The 23,513-nt window shown below is 57.1% G+C and carries 21 protein-coding genes; 11 read left to right on the forward strand and 10 right to left on the reverse strand.

Annotated elements, in window-relative coordinates; all coding sequences use genetic code 11:
• Positions 1-2: 2 nt before the first annotated feature.
• The 3 genes from ppk1 to purM form a co-directional block, all read right to left on the reverse strand.
• Positions 3-2,063 carry a polyphosphate kinase 1 gene (ppk1, locus tag KIF87_RS04805; RefSeq protein ID WP_213328082.1) on the reverse strand — a complete coding sequence of 687 codons (2,061 nt, stop codon included), beginning with the start codon at positions 2,061-2,063 and terminating at the stop codon, positions 3-5.
• Positions 2,064-2,270: 207 nt separating this feature from the next.
• On the reverse strand, positions 2,271-2,912 hold the full coding sequence (gene purN, locus KIF87_RS04810) for a phosphoribosylglycinamide formyltransferase (protein WP_213328083.1): 642 nt from the start codon (positions 2,910-2,912) through the stop codon (positions 2,271-2,273).
• Positions 2,909-3,946 (reverse strand): phosphoribosylformylglycinamidine cyclo-ligase, encoded by a 1,038-nt coding sequence (purM, locus tag KIF87_RS04815; RefSeq protein WP_032643593.1) that lies wholly within the window; start codon positions 3,944-3,946, stop codon positions 2,909-2,911. The genes purN and purM overlap by 4 nt, the downstream gene beginning before the upstream one ends.
• A 266-nt stretch (positions 3,947-4,212) precedes the next feature.
• Here purM and KIF87_RS04820 point away from each other — a divergent pair, with 266 nt between their 5' ends.
• The 4 genes from KIF87_RS04820 (at position 4,213) to KIF87_RS04835 (ending at position 8,657) form a co-directional block, all read left to right on the forward strand.
• Complete coding sequence (locus tag KIF87_RS04820; protein ID WP_213328084.1) at positions 4,213-5,643, forward strand: 6-phospho-beta-glucosidase; 1,431 nt, start codon at positions 4,213-4,215, stop codon at positions 5,641-5,643.
• Positions 5,644-5,859: 216 nt separating this feature from the next.
• Entirely contained in the window at positions 5,860-6,486 is a 627-nt protein-coding gene (gene upp, locus KIF87_RS04825; RefSeq protein WP_023308769.1) for a uracil phosphoribosyltransferase, read from the forward strand.
• A gap of 83 nt (positions 6,487-6,569) precedes the next feature.
• Positions 6,570-7,859 (forward strand): uracil permease, encoded by a 1,290-nt coding sequence (gene uraA / locus KIF87_RS04830; RefSeq protein ID WP_148242414.1) that lies wholly within the window; start codon positions 6,570-6,572, stop codon positions 7,857-7,859.
• A 96-nt stretch (positions 7,860-7,955) separates the two neighbouring features.
• Positions 7,956-8,657 carry a DnaA inactivator Hda gene (locus KIF87_RS04835; protein WP_211438414.1) on the forward strand — a complete coding sequence of 234 codons (702 nt, stop codon included), beginning with the start codon at positions 7,956-7,958 and terminating at the stop codon, positions 8,655-8,657.
• 86 nt (positions 8,658-8,743) lie between these two features.
• Here the strand turns inward: KIF87_RS04835 and KIF87_RS04840 are convergent, their stop codons facing one another.
• The 3 genes from KIF87_RS04840 to celB are packed head-to-tail and all read right to left on the reverse strand — an operon-like array spanning position 8,744 to position 12,441.
• Entirely contained in the window at positions 8,744-10,162 is a 1,419-nt protein-coding gene (locus KIF87_RS04840; RefSeq protein ID WP_213328231.1) for a leucyl aminopeptidase family protein, read from the reverse strand.
• Complete coding sequence (locus tag KIF87_RS04845; protein WP_213328085.1) at positions 10,162-11,118, reverse strand: glycosylasparaginase; 957 nt, start codon at positions 11,116-11,118, stop codon at positions 10,162-10,164. The genes KIF87_RS04840 and KIF87_RS04845 overlap by 1 nt, the downstream gene beginning before the upstream one ends.
• Positions 11,119-11,121: 3 nt before the next feature.
• Positions 11,122-12,441 carry a PTS cellobiose transporter subunit IIC gene (gene celB / locus KIF87_RS04850; protein ID WP_213328086.1) on the reverse strand — a complete coding sequence of 440 codons (1,320 nt, stop codon included), beginning with the start codon at positions 12,439-12,441 and terminating at the stop codon, positions 11,122-11,124.
• Between the two features lie 146 nt (positions 12,442-12,587).
• Between celB and KIF87_RS04855 the strand changes: the two genes are divergently transcribed.
• Positions 12,588-13,412: a helix-turn-helix domain-containing protein gene (locus tag KIF87_RS04855; RefSeq protein WP_213328087.1), complete on the forward strand. Its 825-nt coding sequence runs from the start codon at positions 12,588-12,590 to the stop codon at positions 13,410-13,412.
• On the opposite strand, the gene arsC is transcribed toward KIF87_RS04855, so the two are convergent.
• Positions 13,409-13,765, reverse strand: a complete 357-nt coding sequence (gene arsC / locus KIF87_RS04860) for an arsenate reductase (glutaredoxin) (protein WP_213328088.1) — start codon at positions 13,763-13,765, stop codon at positions 13,409-13,411. The genes KIF87_RS04855 and arsC overlap by 4 nt on opposite strands.
• 18 nt (positions 13,766-13,783) lie before the next feature.
• Entirely contained in the window at positions 13,784-15,247 is a 1,464-nt protein-coding gene (gene bepA, locus KIF87_RS04865) for a beta-barrel assembly-enhancing protease (RefSeq protein ID WP_213328089.1), read from the reverse strand.
• A 221-nt stretch (positions 15,248-15,468) separates the two neighbouring features.
• Between bepA and KIF87_RS04870 the strand changes: the two genes are divergently transcribed.
• Positions 15,469-16,533 carry an AI-2E family transporter gene (locus KIF87_RS04870; RefSeq protein ID WP_213328090.1) on the forward strand — a complete coding sequence of 355 codons (1,065 nt, stop codon included), beginning with the start codon at positions 15,469-15,471 and terminating at the stop codon, positions 16,531-16,533.
• Between the two features lie 96 nt (positions 16,534-16,629).
• Here KIF87_RS04870 and bcp read toward each other — a convergent pair whose 3' ends face one another.
• Complete coding sequence (gene bcp, locus KIF87_RS04875; protein ID WP_032659360.1) at positions 16,630-17,100, reverse strand: thioredoxin-dependent thiol peroxidase; 471 nt, start codon at positions 17,098-17,100, stop codon at positions 16,630-16,632.
• Positions 17,100-17,669 (reverse strand): glycine cleavage system transcriptional repressor, encoded by a 570-nt coding sequence (locus KIF87_RS04880; RefSeq protein ID WP_029739969.1) that lies wholly within the window; start codon positions 17,667-17,669, stop codon positions 17,100-17,102. The genes bcp and KIF87_RS04880 overlap by 1 nt, the downstream gene beginning before the upstream one ends.
• Positions 17,670-17,814: 145 nt before the next feature.
• On the opposite strand from KIF87_RS04880, the gene dapA reads away from it, so the two are divergent.
• From dapA to KIF87_RS04905, 5 genes are all read left to right on the forward strand, one after another.
• Positions 17,815-18,693: a 4-hydroxy-tetrahydrodipicolinate synthase gene (dapA, locus tag KIF87_RS04885; protein WP_008501633.1), complete on the forward strand. Its 879-nt coding sequence runs from the start codon at positions 17,815-17,817 to the stop codon at positions 18,691-18,693.
• 16 nt (positions 18,694-18,709) lie between these two features.
• Positions 18,710-19,744 carry an outer membrane protein assembly factor BamC gene (gene bamC / locus KIF87_RS04890; RefSeq protein ID WP_213328091.1) on the forward strand — a complete coding sequence of 345 codons (1,035 nt, stop codon included), beginning with the start codon at positions 18,710-18,712 and terminating at the stop codon, positions 19,742-19,744.
• Positions 19,745-19,853: 109 nt separating this feature from the next.
• Positions 19,854-20,567, forward strand: a complete 714-nt coding sequence (purC, locus tag KIF87_RS04895; RefSeq protein WP_023332985.1) for a phosphoribosylaminoimidazolesuccinocarboxamide synthase — start codon at positions 19,854-19,856, stop codon at positions 20,565-20,567.
• A gap of 120 nt (positions 20,568-20,687) precedes the next feature.
• Entirely contained in the window at positions 20,688-21,557 is an 870-nt protein-coding gene (gene ypfJ / locus KIF87_RS04900) for a KPN_02809 family neutral zinc metallopeptidase (RefSeq protein WP_032659348.1), read from the forward strand.
• Entirely contained in the window at positions 21,557-23,503 is a 1,947-nt protein-coding gene (locus KIF87_RS04905) for a tRNA(Met) cytidine acetyltransferase TmcA (protein ID WP_213328092.1), read from the forward strand. The genes ypfJ and KIF87_RS04905 overlap by 1 nt, the downstream gene beginning before the upstream one ends.
• Positions 23,504-23,513 lie beyond the last annotated feature (10 nt).

Genomic DNA, 23,513 nt, shown 5'->3' on the forward strand with positions numbered 1-23,513 from the left:
GGTTAATCGGGTTGCTCGAGTGATTTGATATAGTCGTAAATCGCCAGTTGCGACCGCACTTTGCGGCGGTTGCCGCGCGGTACATAGCGGTTACTGAGTTCTTTGTCGATATAGCGTGCTTTCACGGTATCGCTGAACAGAATCTCGATGATGTCGAGGATCTGCTGCTTCAGACGCGGATCCAGCAGCGGTGCCGCGACTTCAATTCGGTAGTCAATATTGCGCGTCATCCAGTCTGCCGAAGAGAGATAGACCTGTTTATCACCCGCATTATCAAAAATATAGATCCGATCGTGTTCCAGGTAACGGTCAACAATGCTGATCACGCGAATATTGTCGCTGATGCCCTCCAGTTCCGGGATCAGCGAGCACATGCCGCGGATCAGCAGGTTAACCGGTACGCCGGAGCTGGACGCCGCGTACAGCCTGTCCACCAGCCCTTTGTCGACAAGGTTGTTGAGCTTCAGCGTGATGCCGGACGACAGCCCTTTCTGGGCATTGGCGATCTCTTTATCGATCATATCGTACAGCAGACGGCGCGAGTTCTGCGGTGAGACCAGCAGATAGTCGAAGTTCACCGGACGGTACGGGTTTTCGATAAAGTTAAAGACCCGGCGCACTTCGTTAGTGATGCGCGCATCGGCGGTTAAGAGCGAGTAGTCGGTATAGATTCGCGCCGTTTTCTCGTTAAAGTTCCCGGTACCGATGTGGGCATAACGCACCACATCGTCGCCCTCTTTACGGGAGATGAGGAACAGCTTGGCGTGAATTTTTAGCCCCGGCGCGGAGAAGATGACGTGCACACCGGCTTCCGTCAGACGGCGCGCCCAGTGAATGTTCGCCTCTTCGTCGAAGCGCGCCTGCAGCTCAACCACCACGGTGACTTTTTTGGCGTTGTGCGCCGCATGGATCATCGCATCGATGATGCGGGAATCTTTTGCCACGCGGTAGATGTTGATTTTGATCGCCAGCACGCTCGGGTCGAACGAGGCCTGACGCAGCAGCTCCAGCACGTGCTCGAACGTATGGTACGGATAGTAGAGCAGCACATCGCGTTCGCGGATGGCGTCGAATCCGTTGCGGAATTTATCGAACCACAGATGGCGCAGGCGCGGCAGCGGCTTGTTCACCAGGTTGGCCTTGCCGACGTTCGGGAAGCCAATAAAGTCTTTAAAGTTGTGGTAACGACCGCCCGGTACGATGGAGTCATAGCGCGAAATGGTCAGTTTCTCGCGCAGCATCTCCACCATGGCGTCCGGCATATCGCGCTGATAAACAAAGCGCACCGGCTCGGCCGTCAGGCGCTGTTTCAGGCTGGACGACATCAGCTCCATCAGGCTGGCTTCCATCTCGTGCACCAGGTCATATTCGGCGTCACGGGTCATTTTCATCGAGTAGGCGTTTAACGCATCGTAATCGAAGAAGCCTTTGAAAATGTCGTCCAGACAGTAGCGCAGGATGTTGTCCAGCAGGATCATCGGCTTGCGTCTGCGCGGGGTTTCCGGCGGCAGGTTCACAAAGCGCGGCACCTTGTCGGACGGGATCTCCAGCAGCGCGTAACGGATGGATTCACCGCGAATAATTTCCACCGCCAGGTAGGTGTAATCATCCTTCAGGAACTGGACCAGATCGGTTTCGCGGTTGATCAAAATCGGGGTAATGTGCTGGCGCAGGTAGTGTTTGAAGTAGTGGCGCAGCCAGTTTTGTTGGTTAACGGAAAGCTGGCGTTCGTTAATCAGGAAGATTTGATTGCGCGCCATCTCCAGCAGCAGTTCGTTATACAGGCCGTCAAATTCCTGATCGGCTTTCAGCACGCGGGACTGGATTTTGCCCAGCAGATGCCGCGAGTGCGAGTTTAAGCCCTGTTCTTCGCTGATGATGATGCGTCTTTTCAGCTCGGCAAAGCGAACCTTATAGAACTCATCCAGGTTGTTGGAATAAATGCCCAAAAAACGCATGCGCTCGATCAGCGGGTTACTTTTGTCTGCCGCTTCCTGGAGTACACGTTCGTTAAATGCTAACCAGCTTAGCTCTTTCTCGATATATAACTTTTCCTGACCCATTACAGCTCACACTCCAGTTCAATCACAGGACGTGGTAAATCCGTCTCGTCCTTATTATGGCGAGCATTTCCACGATATGTCCAACAGTGCCAGAAAAGTATGACAGTTATTTTTTTTGTTGGGGATTTTAGAAGGTTGGAGAAGGGGATATCGGGTAATGCAATATACAGGTCGGGTAAGCGCAGCAGCGCCACCCGACATAACAAACTACTCTTCCGCCGCATGACCCTGCGGGGGTAACTTCACGCCGTCCAGCCAGGCTGCGCCGTCGCGCATCTCGAGACGCCCGTCGACAAACCAGCTCACCACCAGCGGGTAGATGGCGTGTTCCTGGGTCTGCACGCGTTCGGTCACATCTTCTTCGCTGTCGCCGTCAAAGACCGGGACTTTGGCCTGCAGGATCACCGGACCGCCGTCCAGCTCGTCGGTAACGAAATGCACGGAGGTGCCGTGCTCCTCATCGCCGTTTTCCAGAACCTGACGATGGGTGTGCAGGCCGGGATATTTCGGCAGCAGGGAAGGGTGGATATTCAGCAGACGACCAGAGAAGTGTTCGACGAAGGCCGGGCTCAGAATACGCATATAGCCCGCCAGCACGACCACGTCCGGCGCGTAGGCATCAATTTCATGCACCAGCTCGCGGTCAAAGGCTTCACGACCGGCGAACTGGCTGGCTTCCAGCGCGTGCGCAGGAATGTTTGCTTCCCGCGCGCGCTCAAGGCCGAACGCGTCGGCCTTGTTGCTGAAAACTGCCCGAATGGTGCCATTGATTTTCTTCTGTTTGCAGGCGTCTATGATTCCCTGCAAATTGCTTCCGTTGCCGGAAATGAGCACCACGATGTTTTTCATTCAATGACCACACGCTGTTCGGAATCGGATGCTTTAATCGTACCGATTTTCCACGCGTTTTCACCTTTTTCAGTCAGCAGCTTAACCGCTTTATCCGCTTCGCTTGCCGGCAGGGCGATAACCATGCCCACGCCGCAGTTAAAGGTGCGGTACATTTCGTGAGAGCTCACGTTGCCTGCGGTCTGCAGCCAGTTAAACACGGCCGGCCACTGCCATGAGGATTCGTCGATCACCGCCTGGGTGTTGTCCGGCAGGACGCGCGGGATGTTTTCCCAGAAGCCGCCGCCGGTCAGGTGAGCGATAGCGTGAACGTCGACGTTCTCGATAAGCTCAAGCACGTTTTTCACGTAGATGCGGGTCGGCGCCAGCAGATGGTCAGCCAGCGGTTTACCGTCAAGCTCGGTCGTCAGCGGGTCACAGCCGCTCACTTCGAGGATTTTACGCACCAGGGAGTAGCCGTTGGAGTGCGGGCCGCTGGAGGCCAGCGCGATCAGCACATCGCCATCGGCCACTTTGCTGCCGTCGATAATTTCTGATTTTTCTACTACGCCGACGCAGAAGCCCGCGACGTCATAATCTTCGCCATGATACATGCCCGGCATTTCCGCGGTTTCACCACCGACCAGCGCACAGCCGGACTGCAGGCAGCCTTCGGCGATACCGCTAATCACGCTGGCAGCGGTATCCACGTCCAGTTTGCCGGTCGCGTAGTAATCGAGGAAGAACAGCGGCTCTGCGCCCTGAACCACCAGGTCATTCACGCACATCGCGACCAGATCGATACCGATCGTGTCGTGACGTTTTAAATCCATCGCCAGGCGCAGTTTAGTGCCTACACCGTCAGTTCCCGAGACCAGAACAGGTTCACGATATTTTTGCGGCAGCGCGCACAGTGCGCCGAAGCCACCCAGACCACCCATCACTTCCGGGCGGCGGGTTTTTTTCACCACACCTTTGATTCGGTCAACCAGCGCATTACCTGCGTCAATATCAACACCGGCATCTTTGTAGCTGAGAGAAGTTTTGTTGGTCACGGCTTAAATCCCCACGCGATTGCATAGCTAGTAAGAAAAATCGGCGCAATTCTAACAGTCCAGGCAAACGTTTGCGAGCCTATTCTGGACGTGGGGATCTTTTTTTCTGTGTACCCCGGTAATGCAGCCAAACTTGACTCCGTTCACGAAAATGAAACCGGTTTCTGAGAACTGCTTGCAACGGTTATTCCCTTTGCACATCATCGAACTGAAACCGGTTTCTGTAATTGTTTTTGCAGAAAATAACGCAGAATGAGGGAAAGCGAATGTCAGGATTTAAAGCAGGTTTTCTGTGGGGTGGAGCCGTTGCGGCGCATCAGCTGGAGGGCGGCTGGAAAGAGGGCGGCAAGGGCGTGAGCGTGGCCGATGTCATGACCGCGGGCGCGCACGGCGTGCCGCGTGAAATCACCAACGGCGTGCTGGACGGGAAAAATTACCCTAACCACGAAGCCATCGATTTCTACCACCGCTATAAAGAAGACATCAAACTCTTTGCCGAGATGGGGTTCAAATGCTTCCGCACCTCTATTGCCTGGACGCGGATCTTCCCGAAAGGGGACGAGCGCGAGCCTAACGAGGCTGGCCTGAAATTTTATGACGATCTGTTCGACGAGTGTCTGAAGCACGGCATCGAACCGGTTATCACCCTGTCTCACTTCGAAATGCCTTTCCACCTGGTCACGGAATACGGCGGCTGGCGCAACCGTAAGCTGATCGACTTCTTCGTTCGTTTCGCAAAAGTGGTTTTCCAGCGCTACCAGCATAAGGTGAAGTACTGGATGACCTTCAACGAGATCAACAACCAGGCCAATTTCCACGAAGACTTTGCGCCGTTCACGAACTCGGGGCTGAAGTACGCGCCGGGTGAAGATCGTGAGCCGGTGATGTTCCAGGCGGCGCACTATGAGCTGGTGGCCAGCGCCCTGGCGGTGAAGGCGGGGCGGGAGATTAACCCGTCGCTGCAGATTGGCTGCATGATTGCCATGTGTCCTATCTATCCGCTGACCTGCGCGCCGGACGATATGATGATGGCGATGAACGCCATGCACCGCCGCTACTGGTTCACCGACGTGCACGTGCGCGGCAGGTACCCGCAGCATCTGCTCAACTACTTCGAACGACGCGGCTTCGCGCTGGATATTACCGAAGAAGATAAAGCGGCGCTGACGCAGGGCTGCGTGGACTACATCGGGTTCAGCTACTACATGTCCTTCGCCACCAAGGCGACGGCGGATAACCCGCAGCTGGACTACGACGAGAGCAAGAGCCTGGTCTCTAACCCGTACGTGCAGAAATCCGACTGGGGCTGGCAGATTGACCCGGTGGGGCTTCGCTACTCCCTCAACTGGTTCTGGGATCACTACCAACTGCCGCTGTTTATCGTTGAGAACGGCTTTGGCGCGATCGACGTGCAGGAGAGCGACGGCACGGTGAACGACCAGTACCGCATTGACTACCTGGCCGCCCACATTCGCGAGATGAAAAAAGCGGTGGTGGAGGATGGCGTAGACCTGATGGGCTATACCCCGTGGGGCTGTATCGACCTGGTGTCTGCCGGTACGGGCGAAATGAAAAAACGCTACGGCTTTATCTTTGTAGATAAAGACAATGAAGGGAACGGCACGCTGAACCGCAGTAAGAAGAAATCGTTCGACTGGTATAAGCAGGTGATTGCGAGCAACGGCGAGCAGCTATAATTGCCCGGTGGCGCTGCGCTTACCGGGCCTACGGGACGTGTAGGCCGGGTAAGCGTTAGCGCCACCCGGCAGAACCCCGCACCCAAGCCGGAGCCCAGCCTCCGGCTTTTTTGTCTTTGCTTGATCCCTGTCAAGCAACTTGGGTATGGCCTAATCCGAAAAAAGCGGTATAATCCCGCGATTTTTTTGCGGACGCCACCTCAGAGGAGAAAGAGAATGAAGATTGTGGAAGTGAAACACCCACTCGTTAAACACAAGTTGGGCCTGATGCGTGAGCATGACATCAGCACGAAGCGTTTTCGCGAACTGGCATCTGAAGTCGGCAGCCTGCTGACTTACGAAGCGACCTCTGATCTGGAAACAGAAAAAGTCACCATTGAAGGCTGGAACGGCCCGGTGCAGGTTGAGCAGATCAAAGGTAAGAAAATTACCGTGGTGCCAATCCTGCGTGCCGGTCTCGGCATGATGGAAGGCGTGCTGGAGCACGTGCCAAGCGCGCGTATCAGCGTGGTCGGGATCTACCGTAACGAAGAAACCCTTGAGCCGGTTCCTTACTTCCAGAAGCTGGTGTCTAACATCGACGAGCGCATGGCGCTGGTGGTTGACCCAATGCTCGCGACCGGTGGTTCTATGATCGCTACCATCGACCTGCTGAAAAACGCGGGCTGTAACAGCATTAAGGTGCTGGTACTGGTTGCGGCTCCGGAAGGGATTGCGGCGCTGGAAAAAGCGCACCCGGACGTTGAGCTGTATACCGCCTCTATCGACCAGGGCCTGAACGAGCACGGGTACATCATCCCGGGGCTCGGCGATGCCGGCGATAAGATCTTTGGTACAAAATAATCGAATAACGATAAATAAGCCGACTTTGATAGTCGGCTTTTTTTTGAATAAAACGCCAACAATACTACACAGAGGAAAACACTATGACGCGCCGTGCTATCGGGGTGAGTGAAAGACCGCCGCTTTTACAGACTATCCCGCTTAGTTTGCAGCACCTGTTCGCCATGTTTGGCGCAACCGTGCTGGTGCCAATCCTGTTCCACATTAACCCGGCTACCGTGCTGCTGTTCAACGGCATTGGTACGCTGCTGTACCTCTTTATCTGTAAAGGCAAAATCCCGGCGTATCTCGGGTCGAGCTTCGCCTTTATCTCGCCGGTGTTACTGCTGCTGCCGCTGGGTTATGAAGTCGCGCTGGGCGGCTTTATCATGTGCGGCGTCCTGTTCTGCGTGGTGTCCTTCATTGTGAAGAAAGCCGGTACCGGCTGGCTGGACGTGATGTTCCCCCCTGCGGCGATGGGCGCAATCGTTGCCGTCATCGGTCTTGAGCTGGCGGGCGTCGCGGCGAATATGGCCGGTCTGCTGCCTGCTGACGGTCAGTCACCGGATTCCAAAACCATTATCATCTCGCTGGTAACGCTGGGCGTAACGGTGTTTGGCTCCGTGCTGTTCCGCGGCTTCATGGCGATTATCCCGATCCTGATCGGCGTGCTGGCGGGCTATGCGCTCTCCTTCGTGATGGGCGTGGTGGACACCACCCCGATTGCTCAGGCGCACTGGTTCGCCCTGCCAACCTTCTATACGCCACGCTTCGAATGGTTTGCGATCTTCACCATTCTGCCTGCGGCGCTGGTGGTGATTGCGGAGCACGTCGGCCACCTGGTGGTGACGGCGAACATCGTTAAGCGCGATTTAATCCGCGACCCGGGCCTGCACCGCTCCATGTTTGCGAACGGTTTCTCCACCATCATCTCCGGTTTCTTCGGCTCTACGCCAAACACCACCTACGGCGAGAACATCGGCGTGATGGCGATTACCCGCGTCTACAGTACCTGGGTTATCGGCGGCGCGGCGATCATCGCCATTCTGCTCTCCTGCGTCGGCAAGCTGGCGGCAGCGATTCAGATCATTCCTGTACCGGTGATGGGCGGCGTTTCTCTGCTGCTGTACGGCGTGATCGGTGCCTCCGGTATTCGCGTGCTGATTGAATCCAAAGTGGATTACAGCAAGGCGCAGAACCTGATCCTGACCTCGGTGATCCTGATTATCGGCGTGAGCGGCGCGAAGGTGCACATTGGTGCAGCGGAGCTGAAGGGTATGGCGCTGGCGACCATCGTCGGCGTGGGCCTGAGTCTGATCTTCAAGCTGATCTCGGTCATCCGCCCGGAAGAAGAAATTCTGGACGCGGACGACAGCGAAAAAGCGTCACACTGATCGTATTAACGGGCGAGGGATCGCCCGGTTCTCTCCTTGCAGGTTCCGTGTTAAACTCCATTCCGATTTTACGTAGGATCTCTGGTTGAGGTATTTCTGAACGGACCGGCACAGCTCTCTCTGCCACTCTATCTCCCTGACGACGAAACTTTCGCGAGTTTCTGGCCGGGTGATAACCCCTCTTTACTGGCTGCACTGCAAAACGTGCTGCGCCAGGATCACAGCGGATACATCTATATCTGGTCACGCGAAGGCGCGGGGCGCAGCCACCTGCTGCATGCCGCCTGCGCGGAGCTTTCGGCGCGCGGAGATGCGGTAGGCTATGTGCCGCTGGATAAACGTACCTGGTTCGTGCCTGAGGTGCTTGAGGGAATGGAACATCTCTCGCTGGTCTGCATCGATAATATCGAATGCGTGGCGGGGGATGAGCCGTGGGAAATGGCGATCTTTAACCTCTACAACCGCATTCTGGAATCGGGTAAAACCCGGCTGCTGATCACCGGCGATCGTCCGCCTCGCCAGCTCAATCTGGGGCTGCCGGACCTGGCGTCTCGTCTGGACTGGGGGCAAATCTACAAGCTCCAGCCGCTATCGGATGAAGATAAGCTTCAGGCCTTACAGCTGCGCGCAAAGCAGCGCGGGTTTGAGCTACCGGAGGACGTGGGGCGCTTCCTGCTGAAGCGCCTGGACAGGGAAATGCGCACGCTGTTTGACACGCTCGATCAGCTCGATCGCGCCTCTATTACCGCCCAGCGCAAGCTGACCATTCCGTTTGTGAAAGATATTCTCAAGCTTTGAGTTTGTTCGCCCGGTGGCGCTGCGCTTACCGGGCCTACAAAACCCGTTGCACTTTGTAGGCCGGGTAAGGCGTAGCCGCCACCCGGCTAAAGATCCCCCATCAGATGCTCAACCAAAAGCGGAATCGGTCTTCCCGACGCCACGCTCCGTCCGTTTTCACGCCACAGCGCCGTACCGCTAATGTCCAGATGGGCCCACGGAATGGTCGGCGGGCAGAAGTGATGCAGCAGCCACGCCGCCGAGGCGCTGATCGCCGCATTGTTGGTCGGCGTGTTGCACAGATCGGCAATCGCGCTGTCGGTCTGTTTTTTCAGCCGCGCATCCAGCGGCAGGGACCACACTTCATCGCCGCTCTGCTTACCCGCCAGCATCAGCGCCGCGCGCAGCGGTTCATCCTGCGTCATCAGCCCGCTCAGCTCATACCCCAGCGCCTTCACGACCGCACCGGTTAAGGTCGCCATATCAATAATATAGCGCGCCTGCGGATGGCGCTGGCTGGCCCAGGCGATGGCGTCCGCCAGCACCAGTCGGCCTTCGGCATCGGTGTTGTTGATTTCAACGGTGGTCCCGTTGCAGGCCGTTGCTACCGTGCCGGGCTGCATGGCGTCCGGGCCGATGGCGTTTTCTGCCAGCGCCAGCACGCCCATGATGCGAACGGGAAGCCCCAGCTCTGCGACGGTCAGCATCAGGCCCAGCACGTTAGCCGCACCGCACATATCGTATTTCATGGTGTACATGCCTGCACCTTCCTTTAGCCACAGGCCGCCGGTATCAAAGGTAATGCCTTTACCCACATAGCAGCGCACCGGGTCGTCGCTGGCACCGTCATAATGAATCGCCAGCAGGCGCGGCGGACAGGTTGCCCCTTTGCCGACGGCGTGCAGCAGCCCCAGACCCTGCTCAACGATCTGCTTTTCATCCAGCACCTCAGATCTCAGGGCAGGGAAGGCGGCACACAGTTTTTGCGCCTCTTCCACTACAAACTGCGGCGTGCAGCGGTCGGACGGGATATCCGCCAGGCGTCGCGCCGCGACCATGCCGCGGGCGATGGCCTGCTGCTGGCGGAAAATAACCGCCAGTCGGTCATGCTGTTCGGGTAAACAGAGCGCGGTGATGCGCTCAAGACGGACGCTGTCACGGGTTTTCTTCAACTGCAAATCGCTTAGCCTGTGCGCCTGATTAAAGAGAAAACGCAGCACCTGCGCCAGCACCACATCGTCGATATCGGTAACGTCCAGTATCAGCTCGGGGCTGACGGGCGAGGCCAGCAGCGGGCGCAGCGCCGCCAGTAATCCTTCGGTCAGGCTATCCTGCCAGAGCGCATCGGGCAGCAGGGTGATCCGGGCAAACGGGGCGCAGCCAAAGCGGGTGTCAGCGATGCTGGCAGACTCGCGCATTTCCGCGACCAGCGCCGTTTCGGGCAAATGCGTACAGGAGGCGGAGGCAATCAAATGGCTTTGCGGAGCCGCGTGAGAAAGCGCGGTAACAAACTGATACGTAATCATCATGACTCCTCAATCGGCGCGCGGATCCGCGCGGCATAGGCCTGCATCCACGCATCGTCTACCGCGTGATAATGCGTTTTCTCCCGCAGGCGTTCGGTACGAAAAACGGTGAGGGGCTGGCGAGCCGTCGCCACCACGAACGAAAAGGTTTTGATGTTGGTGGCGGCACCGAATTCGCCCCTGTTGTTCATGCACACCACGGAGAGATCGCCCACGCGGCCAAAGCGCGACATCAGTTTGTCCTCCAGTTCGAACACCACCGAATCTGCCGCCTGCTGCGGGGTCATACCCTGCGCCATGCGGCGGACGATTTCGTAGCTGGTGCAGCCTTTCATCAGATCTTCACCGACGCCCGTGGCGGTGGCGGCGCCGGTTTCGCTGTCACAGTAAAAGCCGGAGCCAATAACGGGTGAATCCCCGAGTCGACCGCGCTTTTTCATGAACAGGCCGCTGGTGGAGGTGGCGACGCTCATCGAGCCCTGCTTATCGAGGCCGATAATGCCGACGGTGTCATGCCCGTCGTAAGGGCTTAGGCCCTTATCCAGCGTTTCGCGGCAGCGCTTGCGGTAGTGCTGCATGGCGCGGTCAGTGAGCATGGTTTTGTCGGCAAAGCCCTGGCTCAGCGCCCATTCTCGCGCGCCCTGACCGACCAGCAGGCTGTTGTAGCGCTGGCGGCTTAACGCATGCGCTACGCGCACCGGGTTGGCGATATCCACCAGGTTGCCCACGGCACCAAACGCCAGCGTATCGCCGTCCATGTAGGCGGCGTCCAGCTCCACCTCGCCGTTTTCGGTGGGCAGCCCGCCGTAGCCGACGGATTTATAAAACGGAAAGTCTTCGACGGCGGCGACGGCATCCACCACCGCAGCGGAGACCGGTTTCCCCGCAGCCAGCGCGGACGCAGACTCCGTGACGCCTTCAAGCGCCATTCGCCAGGTAGCGATAATTCCCCACATGCTTTACTCCTGTTTTGCAAGGGTGGTGTCGGTTTGCGTAACGGTGGCCATTTCCGCCGCGCGGTACTGTTTGTCCACGATACGCATGAAAGGCAGGTACAGCATGGCGCCAATCAGCAGGTTGATAAGCTGCATCACGCTGCCGCTCAGGTGCCCGGTGACGATAAAACCGCTGATCAGCGGCGGCAGCGTCCAGGGAATAAACACCCCTGTGGTGACGGCAACCGCGCCAATCTTCATCGCTACATACTGCACGGTGACCAGCACCAGCGGCACCAGGTTGAACGGGATAAGCATGATCGGGTTCATGATCACCGGCAGGCCAAACAGGATCGGTTCGTTGATGTTAAACACCGACGCCCCGGCGCCGAGGCGCGCCACTTCACGCATGTTTTTGCTGCGGGCGAAAATCAGCATCGCAATCACCAGCGACAGCGTGGCCCCCGCGCCGCCCATCCAGATCATGTCAAAAAACTGTTCGGTGATAATGTGCGGCGGCGTCGTGCCTGCCTGAATCGCGGCGATGTTGTCGGTCTGGTTCTCCATCCACAGCGGGCGAATGATGCCGTTGATCATCGATCCGGAGTTAATGCCCACTGACCACAGAATGGTGATGCTGAAAACCGTCATCAGCGCGCCAAAGTAGGAGGTGCCGTAGTGGCGCACCGGCGTGGCAACCACTTCGTAAATAAACTGGTGGATGGTGTTGTAGTGGGTGTTTTCAAACACGATGCGGATAGCCAGCACCAGAATCATCACCAGCAGGGCCGGGATCAGCGCGGCGAACGACTCCTGCACCGCCGGAGGCACGCCGTCCGGCATTTTGATCACCAGTTTTTTGCGCTTGAGCCAGCAGAACAGCTCCGTCCACAGCAGGGAACCAATCATCGCCACGAACAGCCCTTTGCTGCCAATCCACTCCACCGGAATGACGGTGATACCGCCGTTTTCCGCCACTTTGATAAAGGGCGTCAGGATGAGAAAGGCGACCAGCGCCAGGATGCCGCAGGAGATGCGATCCTCACCGTAGTGTTCCGCGAGGCGGAAGGCGACCAGGAAGCTGATGAACAGCGACATGGTGGAGAACACTGCGTTGAACGGGATTTCGATAATGGCGCTCCAGCTCTCACCAAAGGCCTGAGACATAAACTGCTGATAGGCTTGATTCGGGAACGACGAGATCACCAGCAGAATAGAGCCGACGATGATAAACGGCATGAAGGAGACATAGGCACCGCGAATGGCCCCGAGATGACGCTGCTGGGCCGTTTTGGCCGCCAGCGGCATCAGTTTTGCTTCGAGAAATCCCAGAACATTGTTCATTGTGAACTCCGTACAAGATTGAGGGGTGTTGTTTGTGTTATGTCTGGGGATTATCAGTGAAGCGTGGCGAGCGAAAGGTGAAATCGGTCACAAAGCAATCGCTGGTGTAGTATAAATCTCATAAGATTAGTTCTGAGGATCCTGCGATGGAAATTAAACTGCATGCTAATGCCACCACGACGCCGCGCATCCGTCGCTATCTTCAGCAGTCAGATAAAAGCGACAGGGAGCTGGCCACGGAGCTGGGTATTTCGGTTACTACCGTCAGGCGCTGGCGCAACCGCGAGCAGGTTTCGGATAACCACACGACGCCAAAAGTGATACACAAAGCATTGAGACAGGAGCAGGTTGCGCTGGTCAATGCCCTGCGGGATATCACGGGCGCCCCGCTGGATGAACTGCTGCTGATGGTCAATAACGGACTCGGGATCGCCGTATCCCGCGCGACCCTGAACCGCTACCTTAAACCGGCTTCGGTAAAGCAGAAGGGCGCGACGTTGCAGGGGAAAAAGGCGCTGAAGGCAGGCATCGTGCCGCAAAAACTCCTGTTACATCATCAGCCTCTGTCTCTGCATATGGACGATGGCGGGGAACAGCATCTGCTCTGGGCGCGTGAACCCGTGAGCGGCTGGTGCTACGCCCGGCTGTACGCGGGCATTTCTCCACAGCTGCTGGCCCACTGGGCGAACGACGCGCTGGAAGCCTGTCCGGCGGATATTCAATCTGTTGAGACTTTTGGTTTAGAGGTGAAGCTAGAGGAGCGCAATACCACCGTAACAGCGCATCCACGGCAATGCCGCGCCGTTCAGGTTGCTCTGCCGCTATGTGAAATCATCCCACCTCTGAACAGTGAGCCGGCAGGCGAGCTGTTGATCCAGCTGTGCGAATTCTACAACCGGGGAAAAACGCAGAAAAAGCTGGGAGAGAGTACGCCGCAGGCCTTTCTGGAAGCGCTGCGGCATAAGGACTAAAGGATCTCGAGCACGTCTTCCGGCGGACGTCCAATGCGCGCCTGGCCGTTCGCCACCACAATCGGGCGCTCAATCAGCTTTGGATTTTCAACCATCGTCTGGATCAGCTCAGCCTCGGTGAGGCGGCTGTCATCCAGGTTAAGCGACTTATACAGATCTTCTTTCTGACGCATCAGCTCTCTTGCACTGCCCATTCCCAGCATGTGCAGCAGCTGGCGGAGGGTTTGCGCGTCGGGCGGGGTGTCGAGGTACAGCACCACCTCCGGCTCAACGCCGTTAGACTTTAGCAGGCTCAGGGTATCGCGGCTCTTGGAGCAGCGAGGGTTGTGATAGATTTTTACGGCGTCTGTCATGACGTGAATTCTCCTTTATTACATCTTCTCGTACGGCTTAAAGCGCTGCTGCAGGCCGCGCAGCTGATCGATACGCGCGTCGTAACGGGCCTGCTGGAGGCTGCCGAGTTTGACCTGCGAGCTGGCGCTGCTGAGCGTGGAAATCGCCTGATCGAGGCGGCCCACCAGGGCAAAACCTTCGGCACGCGCCGCCAGCTCCTGATCGCGGTTGCCGAGCTGGGCTTCCGCCTGAGCGAGCAGATCCCAGCCGTTTTGATCGTCTTTATTATTAAAGGTGTAGCGGTTCAGAATGGTCGCCGCTTCGCCAGGCTGGCCGCCCTGTAAGTAAGCGTTCGCCAGGTTAAGCTGCAGCACCGGGTTGGTACGGACGTCTTTTGCCCCTTTCAGACGGTTGATCGCATCGGCCGTTTTCTTCTGCCCCAGATCGATATCCGTCGACAGATCGAGGTACCACGGGTTGTTCGGATCGGCCGCCAGAAGCGGTTGCAGCGCTTTACGCGCTTCGTCGTATTTGCTGGCTTCCATCGCCTGGAGCGCCTGACCATACTGCGCGGCGTTTTTCTCTCGCACGTTGCCCTTCGCCAGGGTGTCCAGCAGGTCGCTGGTAAGCTGGTTACGCCCGGAATTGTACATCCCCAGGGTTCTCACCTTCGCCATGTAGAAATCCTGTGAAGACTGGACCACGACCGGACGCATCTGGTTGGCACGGTTACGCGCGTCCGACAGTCGGCTTTCAGGTAACGGGTGCGTCAGCAGGATTTCCGGCGGACGGGAAGAGTAACGTGCCTGATCGAGCAGTTTTTCGAGGAAGCTCGGCATGGCCTGCGGGTCAAAGCCCGAACGCTGCAGCACCTGAATCCCGATGCGGTCCGCTTCCTGTTCGTTTTGCTGGGTAAAGCTGATCATCCCCTGGCGCGTTCCCGCCAGCGTACCGGTCAGGGCTGCCATCCCGGCCTGCGGGCTGGCCATCGCCAGCAGAATAGAGCCCAGCGCGCCCACCCAGGTGAGGGGGGCGTTACGCTTCTGGTCTTCCATGGCACGCGCCAGGTGGCGCTGGGTGACGTGCGAAATTTCGTGCGCCATCACCGAGGCCAGCTGGCTTTCATTGTCAGAGTAACGGAATAACGCCGAATGCAGCACCACGTTACCGCCAAAGAAGGCGAAGGCGTTGATTTCGTCATTATTGATTAAATAGAAATGGAAGGGCGTTTTTACCGAGTCGGCGTGCGAAACCAGACGCATCCCCAGCCCGTTAATGTACTGTACCAGCAAAGGGTCGTTAATCAGCGGGGCGCTGCCGCGCAGCTGGCGAACATAGTAATCCCCCATTTGCATCTCTTGCCCAATAGAGAGCGTGCTTCCTGCCGTGGTGCCCATGTCCGGCAATGAATCGGACGAGTCAGCAAAAGCGGGCAACACCTGACCGACCGTCACCGCGGCTATCAGTGTTGCAACCAGTGTTTTTCTCAACTGCCTGAACATAACCACTGTCCTGTATGTTGGATGTGCTAATTTGACCGATGAACCGGCATATCGTTCATCTCTGCTGCTCTGCGAGTGTAGCCGTGTTACAGCATGAAGAAAATCCCATTCATCAGGCTTTTGCGGATTGCGATCGGGATACAAAAAGCGAAAGTCTTTTTTGTGACAGTTAGATACAATTCACCGTCTCACTCCCGCCATTCGATTCAGGGAAGGGTTGTATGCTCGAAATGTTAATGCAGTGGTACCGGCGTCGGTTCAGCGACCCGGAAGCCATTGCTTTGTTGGTTATTCTGGTTGCCGGGTTCGGTATTCTGTTCTTCTTCAGCGGCCTGCTCGCGCCCCTGCTGGTGGCGATTGTGCTGGCATACCTGCTGGAGTGGCCAACGGTGCGACTGGAACACATCGGCTGTTCCCGACGCTGGGCGACCAGCATCGTCCTGGTGCTGTTTGTCGGCATCCTGCTGTTAATGGCCTTTGTGGTGATGCCGGTGGCCTGGCAGCAGGGGATCTACCTTATTCGCGATATGCCCGGCATGCTGAACAAGCTTTCTGATTTTGCCGCCACGCTGCCGCGCCGTTACCCGGCCCTGATGGATGCCGGGATTATCGATGCGATGGCCGAAAATATGCGCGCCCGCATCATGACGATGGGCGATTCAGTGGTGAAGTACTCTCTGGCCTCGCTGGTCGGGCTGCTGACGCTGGCGGTTTACCTTGTCCTCGTGCCGCTGATGGTCTTCTTCCTGGTGAAAGATAAAGACCAGATGCTCAACGCCGTGCGCCGTATTCTGCCGCGCAACCGCGGGCTGGCTGGGCAGGTCTGGGAAGAGATGAACCAGCAGATCACCAACTACATTCGCGGCAAGGTGCTGGAGATGATTGTCGTGGGGGTCGCCACCTGGATTGGCTTCCTGATTTTCGGCCTGAACTACTCGCTGCTGCTGGCGGTGCTGGTGGGGCTGTCGGTCCTGATTCCGTACATCGGCGCGTTTGTGGTGACCATTCCGGTTATTGGGGTCGCGCTGTTCCAGTTTGGACTGGGGACCGAGTTCTGGAGCTGCTTCGCGGTGTACCTGATTATTCAGGGGCTGGACGGTAACCTGCTGGTACCGGTGCTGTTCTCCGAAGCGGTGAACCTGCATCCGCTGGTGATTATCTTATCCGTGGTGATTTTCGGCGGGCTGTGGGGATTCTGGGGCGTGTTCTTTGCGATTCCGCTGGCGACGCTGATTAAAGCCGTGGTCCACGCGTGGCCGGATGTACCTGCGGTGGAAGAGAAATAGGTTTTGTGCGGGCTGGTGCCCTCACCCCGGCCCTCTCCCACGGGGAGAGGGGGAAAACACTAAAAACGGCAACCTGGGTTGCCGTTTTGCTGTTTATCAGGCGCTTGCTTTCAGCCAGTTCAACACCACGTCGTGGTGGTTGCTGGTTTTGAAGTCGTCAAACACATGTTCAACTTTACCGTCAGCGTCAATCAGGAAGCTGATGCGGTGAATGCCGTCGTAGGTTTTACCCATAAACGTCTTCTCGCCCCAGACGCCGAACTGCTCGCACACCTGATGGTCTTCATCAGAAAGCAGCGTGAAGTTCAGCAGCTCTTTTTCAGCAAATCGTGACAGCTTTTCTGGTTTATCCGTGCTGATACCCAGCACTTCCACGCCGACTTTTTTCAACTCGTCCATGTTGTCGCGTAAGCCGCAGGCCTGTACGGTGCAGCCGGGGGTCATGGCTTTCGGGTAGAAATAGACCAGAACACGCTGTCCCTGGAAGTCGGTCAAATTTACTTGCTCGCCGTCTTGATCCGGTAAGCTAAATTTCGGTGCGATGTCACCGGCTTTCAGTGGGTTCATTACTCAACTCCATCCTGTTCGTGCTGCGAATAATTGACGACGCTTATACTGCCCTGCGCGTTTAATTCTGTACAGAGGGCTTTGAACGCTTGCTCGATATTTGACGCATCCTGCGAGGCAGGGCTGTGCGCGGTAATTTGAATAAACAGCACCGGAAGACCCTGGTCATCGCTTGTCTGCGTACGGGAAACCAGTTCGGCAATATTCATCTGATGACTGTCAAACAGCGCCGTGAAACGCTCAATCAGATGCGGAGAATCAGGTACTTCAACCTGCACCCAGACGGTAGAAGGCAGTGCCGGACGCGGACGCGCCGTGGTGCGCTTCATGACAATCAGCAAATCCAGTTCGGCCCCCTTCAGCGGCAGGGTCGATTCAATCAAGGTAATGGCGTTCCATGTCCCGGAAAGCAACATAATAAATGTGAACTCTTCGCCAAGCATAGCCAGACGGCTGTCTTCGATATTACAGCCGCAGCTGCTTACGTGGCGGGTGATGGTGTTCACGATACCCGGCCTGTCGGCACCCAGCGCAGTGATAACCAGGTAATGTTGTGATGAGGTTGTCAAACCTGTTCTTCCTTTGCATGGTTAAGTCTTCCTAAGGAAAGCATAAAAAAAACATGCATACAACCGCCTGAGAGCCTCAGGTCGCTTGCTTTTATTACAGTTCCAAACGTAACATTGAGGCTCTTGTTCGCACAGAGGATGGCTCATGTTCACGGGAAGTATTGTCGCGCTTGTTACACCGATGGATGAAAAAGGTAATGTCTGCCGGTCAAGCATGAAGAAGCTCATTGATTACCATGTCGCCAATGGAACCTCGGCGATCGTTTCGGTAGGGACTACCGGTGAATCCGCAACGCTGAGCCACGACGAGCACGGCGATGTGGTGATGCTGACCCTGGAACTGGCTGACGGACGTATTCCGGTCATCGCGGGGACAGGGGCGAATGCAACCGCAGAAGCTATCAGCCTGACCAAACGTTTTAACGACAGCGGCATCGTTGGCTGTCTGACGGTGACCCCTTATTACAACCGTCCTACTCAGGAAGGTTTGTTCCAGCACTTCAAAGCCATCGCTGAACATACTGACTTGCCACAAATTCTGTATAATGTGCCGTCCCGTACCGGTTGCGATATGCTGCCGGAAACCGTTGGTCGTCTCTCGGAAGTAAAAAATATTATCGGTATTAAAGAGGCGACAGGGAACTTAAGCCGCGTTCATCAGATCAAAGAGCTGGTTTCAGACGACTTTATCCTGTTGAGTGGTGATGATGCGACCGCGCTGGACTTTATGCAGCTCGGTGGCCATGGCGTGATCTCCGTAACGGCAAACGTTGCGGCGCGCGATATGGCAGAAATGTGCAAACTGGCTGCAGCCGGTCACTTTGATGAAGCGCGTGTCATTAATCAGCGTCTGATGCCGCTGCACAATAAATTATTTGTCGAACCCAATCCGATCCCAGTGAAATGGGCATGTAAGGAGTTGGGGCTTGTAGCAACCGATACGCTGCGTTTGCCAATGACACCGATTACCGACCACGGTCGTGACATCGTCAGGGCGGCGCTGAAGCATGCCGGTTTGCTGTAGAGTTTAGGGAGATTTGATGGCTTATTCAGTACAGAAGTCGCGCCTGGCGAAGGTTGCGAGTGTTTCGCTTGTTATGCTGCTCGCTGCCTGTAGTTCAGATTCGCGCTACAAGCGCCAGGTGAGCGGTGATGAATCCTATCTGGATGCGACCCCGCTTGCTGAACTTCACGCACCGGCTGGTATGATCCTGCCGATTCAGAACGGCGATTATAATATTCCCGTGACCAACGGCAGCGGCCTGGTCGGTAAAGCGCTTGATATTCGTCCGCCAGCACAGCCTCTGGCGCTGGTCAACGGGGCGCGTACCCAGTTCACCGGTGATACGGCGTCTCTGATGGTTGAGAGCGCGCGCGGTAGCACCCTGTGGCCGCAGGTTGTCAGCGTCATTCAGTCGAAGAACTACACCATCGATAAACGCGATGACGCCAGCCAGACGTTAACCACCGACTGGATCGAATGGAACCGTCTGGATGAAGACCAGCAGTACCGCGGTCGTTATCAAGTCTCCGTAAAACCGCAGGGTTATCAGCAGGCGGTTAACGTTAAGCTGTTGAACCTGGAGCAGGCGGGTAAACCGGTTGCGGATGCCGCGTCCCTGCAGCGTTACAGCACCGAAATGCTGAACGTGATTGCCGCGGGTCTGGATAAGACCGCTACTGATGCCGCCAACGCCGCGCAGAGCCGCAACGGCGCGACCTTCGATGTGCAAAGCGGTGCGGATGATACCGGCCTGCCAATGCTGGTGGTTCGTGCACCGTTTAACCAGACCTGGCAGCGTCTGCCAGCGACGCTGGAAAAAGTGGGCATGAAAGTGACCGACAGCACGCGTTCGACCGGCAGCATGACGGCAACGTATAAGCCGCTCTCCGACAGCGCATGGCAGGAACTGGGCGCGAAAGATCCTCAGCTTGCCTCCGGTGACTACAAGATTCAGGTAGGCGACCTTGATAACCGCAGCAGTCTGCAGTTTATCGATCCAAAAGGTCACACGCTGACCCAGTCGCAGAACGATGCGCTGGTCGCTGTCTTCCAGGCAGCATTCAGCAAATAAATACGAGGGCTGGTGAATCCAGCCCTTTTTATTTTAGTGCTACGCAAACGTGTGCGTGGCATAATATCCCCAGTTTTGAACACAAATCATCACACCAGGAGTAATGAAGATGCAGAAGCAAGCTGAGTTGTATCGTGGCAAAGCGAAGACCGTATACAGCACGGAAAACCCGGATCTGTTGGTGCTCGAGTTCCGCAATGATACGTCAGCAGGGGATGGCGCACGCATTGAGCAGTTCGATCGTAAAGGCATGGTGAACAACAAGTTCAACCACTTCATTATGACCAAGCTGGCCGAAGCGGGTATCCCGACCCAGATGGAAGCGTTGCTGTCCGATACGGAATGTCTGGTGAAAAAACTGGATATGGTTCCGGTTGAGTGCGTTATTCGTAACCGTGCGGCGGGCTCCCTGGTGAAGCGTCTCGGCATTGAAGAAGGTATCGAACTGAATCCACCGCTGTTCGATCTGTTCCTGAAAAACGATGCCATGCACGACCCGATGGTCAACGAATCCTACTGCGAAACCTTCGGCTGGGTGAGCAAAGAGAACCTGGCGCGTATGCAGGAGCTGACCTACAAAGCCAACGACGTGCTGAAAAAACTGTTTGATGACGCGGGCCTGATCCTCGTCGACTTCAAGCTGGAGTTTGGTCTGTTCAAAGGCGAAGTGGTGCTGGGCGATGAGTTCTCACCGGACGGTAGCCGCCTGTGGGATAAAGAAACCCTGGATAAAATGGACAAAGACCGTTTCCGTCAGAGCCTGGGTGGCCTGATTGAAGCGTACGAAGCGGTTGCTCACCGTTTAGGCGTTAAGCTCGACTAACTCCCTCACTTGCCAAAGGATGTTTCCATCCTTTGGCGTCTTACCCTTGTTTCCTATGGTAATCTTGCCGTTAACCGCCTACGATCATAGCTATTATAAATGGAATAGTTCGAGGTGGTTATGCGCTGGCAAGGGCGTCGTGAAAGTGACAATGTAGAAGACAGACGCAGTGATGGCGGCGGCGGTCCTTCAATGGGTGGGCCAGGCTTCCGGTTACCCAGCGGCAAGGGCGGTATAATCCTGCTGATTGTGGTTTTGGTCGCGGGTTACTACGGCGTTGACCTCACCGGGTTGATGACCGGTCAGCCGCTGCAGCAGCAGGAGCATTCTCAGCGCTCCATCAGTCCGAATGAAGATGAAGCGGCCAAATTTACCTCCGTTATTCTCGCCACAACAGAAGACACCTGGGGTCAGCTGTTCGAGAAGATGGGGCGTACCTACCAGCAGCCGAAGCTGGTGATGTACCGGGGGGCAACCCGCACCGGATGCGGTACCGGGCAATCTGTGATGGGGCCGTTCTACTGCCCGGCAGACGGCACCGTCTATATCGATCTCTCTTTTTACGATGACATGAAACGCAAGCTTGGCGCTGACGGTGATTTTGCCCAGGGCTATGTGATCGCGCATGAAGTCGGCCATCACGTGCAAAAGCTGCTGGGGATTGAGCCAAAAGTGCGCCAGCTTCAGCAAAATGCGTCTCAGGCTGAAGTGAACCGCCTTTCCGTTAAAATGGAGCTGCAGGCAGACTGCTTCGCGGGCGTCTGGGGCCACAGCATGCAGCAGCAGGGCGTGCTGGAATCCGGCGATCTTGAGGAGGCGTTAAATGCCGCTCAGGCTATCGGTGACGACCGTCTTCAGCAGCAGAGCCAGGGGCGCGTCGTGCCGGACAGCTTCACTCACGGTACCTCACAGCAGCGCTATAGCTGGTTTAAACGCGGCTTCGACAGCGGCGATCCGGCGCAGTGTAATACCTTCGGCAAAGCGATGTAATGCTGGAGTTTGAACAGCTAATAGGCGAGCTTGAGCGCACCGGCCATCGTCGGCTGGTGGTGCTCAGCGGCGAGGCGCAGTGGACGTTAAGCCAGGCGGTTGCCCTGCGTGACGCCTTTCCCGGAGACTGGGTAAGGCTGGACGAACATCCTTCAAAAGCCATCAGCGGCCTGCTGGGCCGCGAGTTCCGGCATGCCGTTTTTGACGCCAGCGCCGGGTTTGATGTCGCCGCGTTTGCCGCCCTGAGCGGAACGCTGAGCGCCGGAAGCCTTCTGGTGCTGCGGGTTCCACCACTCGACGCGTGGGCCGAGTTGCCAGACAGCGATTCACTGCGCTGGAGCGACGGCGCCGAAGCGATAGCCACTCCGCATTTTGTACACCATTTCTGCCGGACGATTGCCGCCGACCCCGACGCGATTGTCTGGCATCAGGGCCGTGCGTTATCTCTTCCACCTTTACCCGACGCGCCTGACTGGCAGCCTGCCAGCGGCGCCCCGCAGCGCGAACAGGCTGAGATCCTGGATGTGCTGCAGGGGATGGCGGAGGGCATAGTGGCCGTCACCGCCGCGCGAGGGCGCGGAAAATCAGCCCTGGCGGGAATGCTGCTGAACCGCATTGCGGGCAGCGCCGTGGTCACCGCGCCGTCGAAGGGGGCGACGGATATCATCGCCCGCTTTGCCGGAGAGCATTTTCATTTTATGGCCCCGGACGCGCTGCTTGCCTCTTCACACCGGGCTGACTGGCTGATTGTCGATGAAGCCGCTGCGATCCCCGGACCTCTGCTGGAAAAGTTAGCAGTCCGTTTCCCTCGCGTGCTGTTGACCACCACGGTGCAGGGATATGAAGGGACGGGCCGGGGATTCTTACTAAAATTCTGCGGTCGGTTTGCCGGGCTGCAGCGCTACAGCTTATCTACACCGGTACGCTGGGCTGCGGGCTGCCCGCTTGAGCGGGTTGTCGCCAGCGCGCTGCTGTTTGACGATACGCTTATCGACCGCCGCCCGGAGGGAGAGGTGCGTCTAACGTCCCTGACGCCGGCGGCATGGGAAAGCCGCCCGGCGCTTGCAGCGAGCGTGTACGAGCTCCTCTGTGCGGCGCACTATCGCACCTCGCCGCTCGATTTACGCCGCATGATGGACGCGCCCGGACAGCGGTTTGCCGTTGCCGAAACGGACCCGGATATCGCCGGGGCGCTCTGGCTGGTAGAGGAGGGCGGGCTGTCCCCCGAGCTTAGCCGCGCCGTGTGGGCAGGGTACCGGCGTCCGCGCGGTAACCTGGTAGCGCAGTCTCTGGCGGCGCACGGCGGCTCTCCGCTGGCGGCGACGCTCAGAGGACGACGGGTGACCCGCATTGCCGTACATCCTCACCGTCAGCGGGAAGGGATTGGCCAGGCGCTTGTTCGCAGCGCCAGCGGCGAAGATTATCTGTCGGTGAGCTTTGGCTATACCGATGAGCTTTGGCATTTCTGGCAGCAGTGCGGGTTTGTGCTGGTGCGGATGGGCAGCCATCGTGAAGCCAGCAGCGGCTGCTACACCGCGATGGCCTTGCTGCCGCAGAGTCAGGCAGGGCGTCAGCTGTGCGAGCAGGCGCAGCGGCGACTGAAGCGCGATGCGCGGGTGTTATCGGCCTGGAACGGTGAAAAGATCCCCGTGGAGGATGGCTGGGAAGCTACCCTTAATAATGACGACTGGCTGGAGCTGGCGGGGTTTGCTTTCGCTCATCGGGCGTTTTCAACCTCGGTTGCCGCTCTGACGCGGCTGTTGTTAATCGTGGACATGCCGCTTCCGGCCCTGCGTGGGAAAATGGAAGGAAAAACGGAAGACGTCGGGCGAAAAGCGTTGCTGGCAACGTTGCGGAGTGAAACCGCGCAAGCGATTGAAAGCCTTGACTATCCGCGCAGCCAGCAGCTGAAAGAAGATATTTTGCAATGGCAATTTTTTCAATGACTTCTTCAGT

It is taken from the genome of Enterobacter sp. 120016 (genome assembly GCF_018383635.1).
Classification (GTDB): domain Bacteria; phylum Pseudomonadota; class Gammaproteobacteria; order Enterobacterales; family Enterobacteriaceae; genus Enterobacter; species Enterobacter asburiae_D.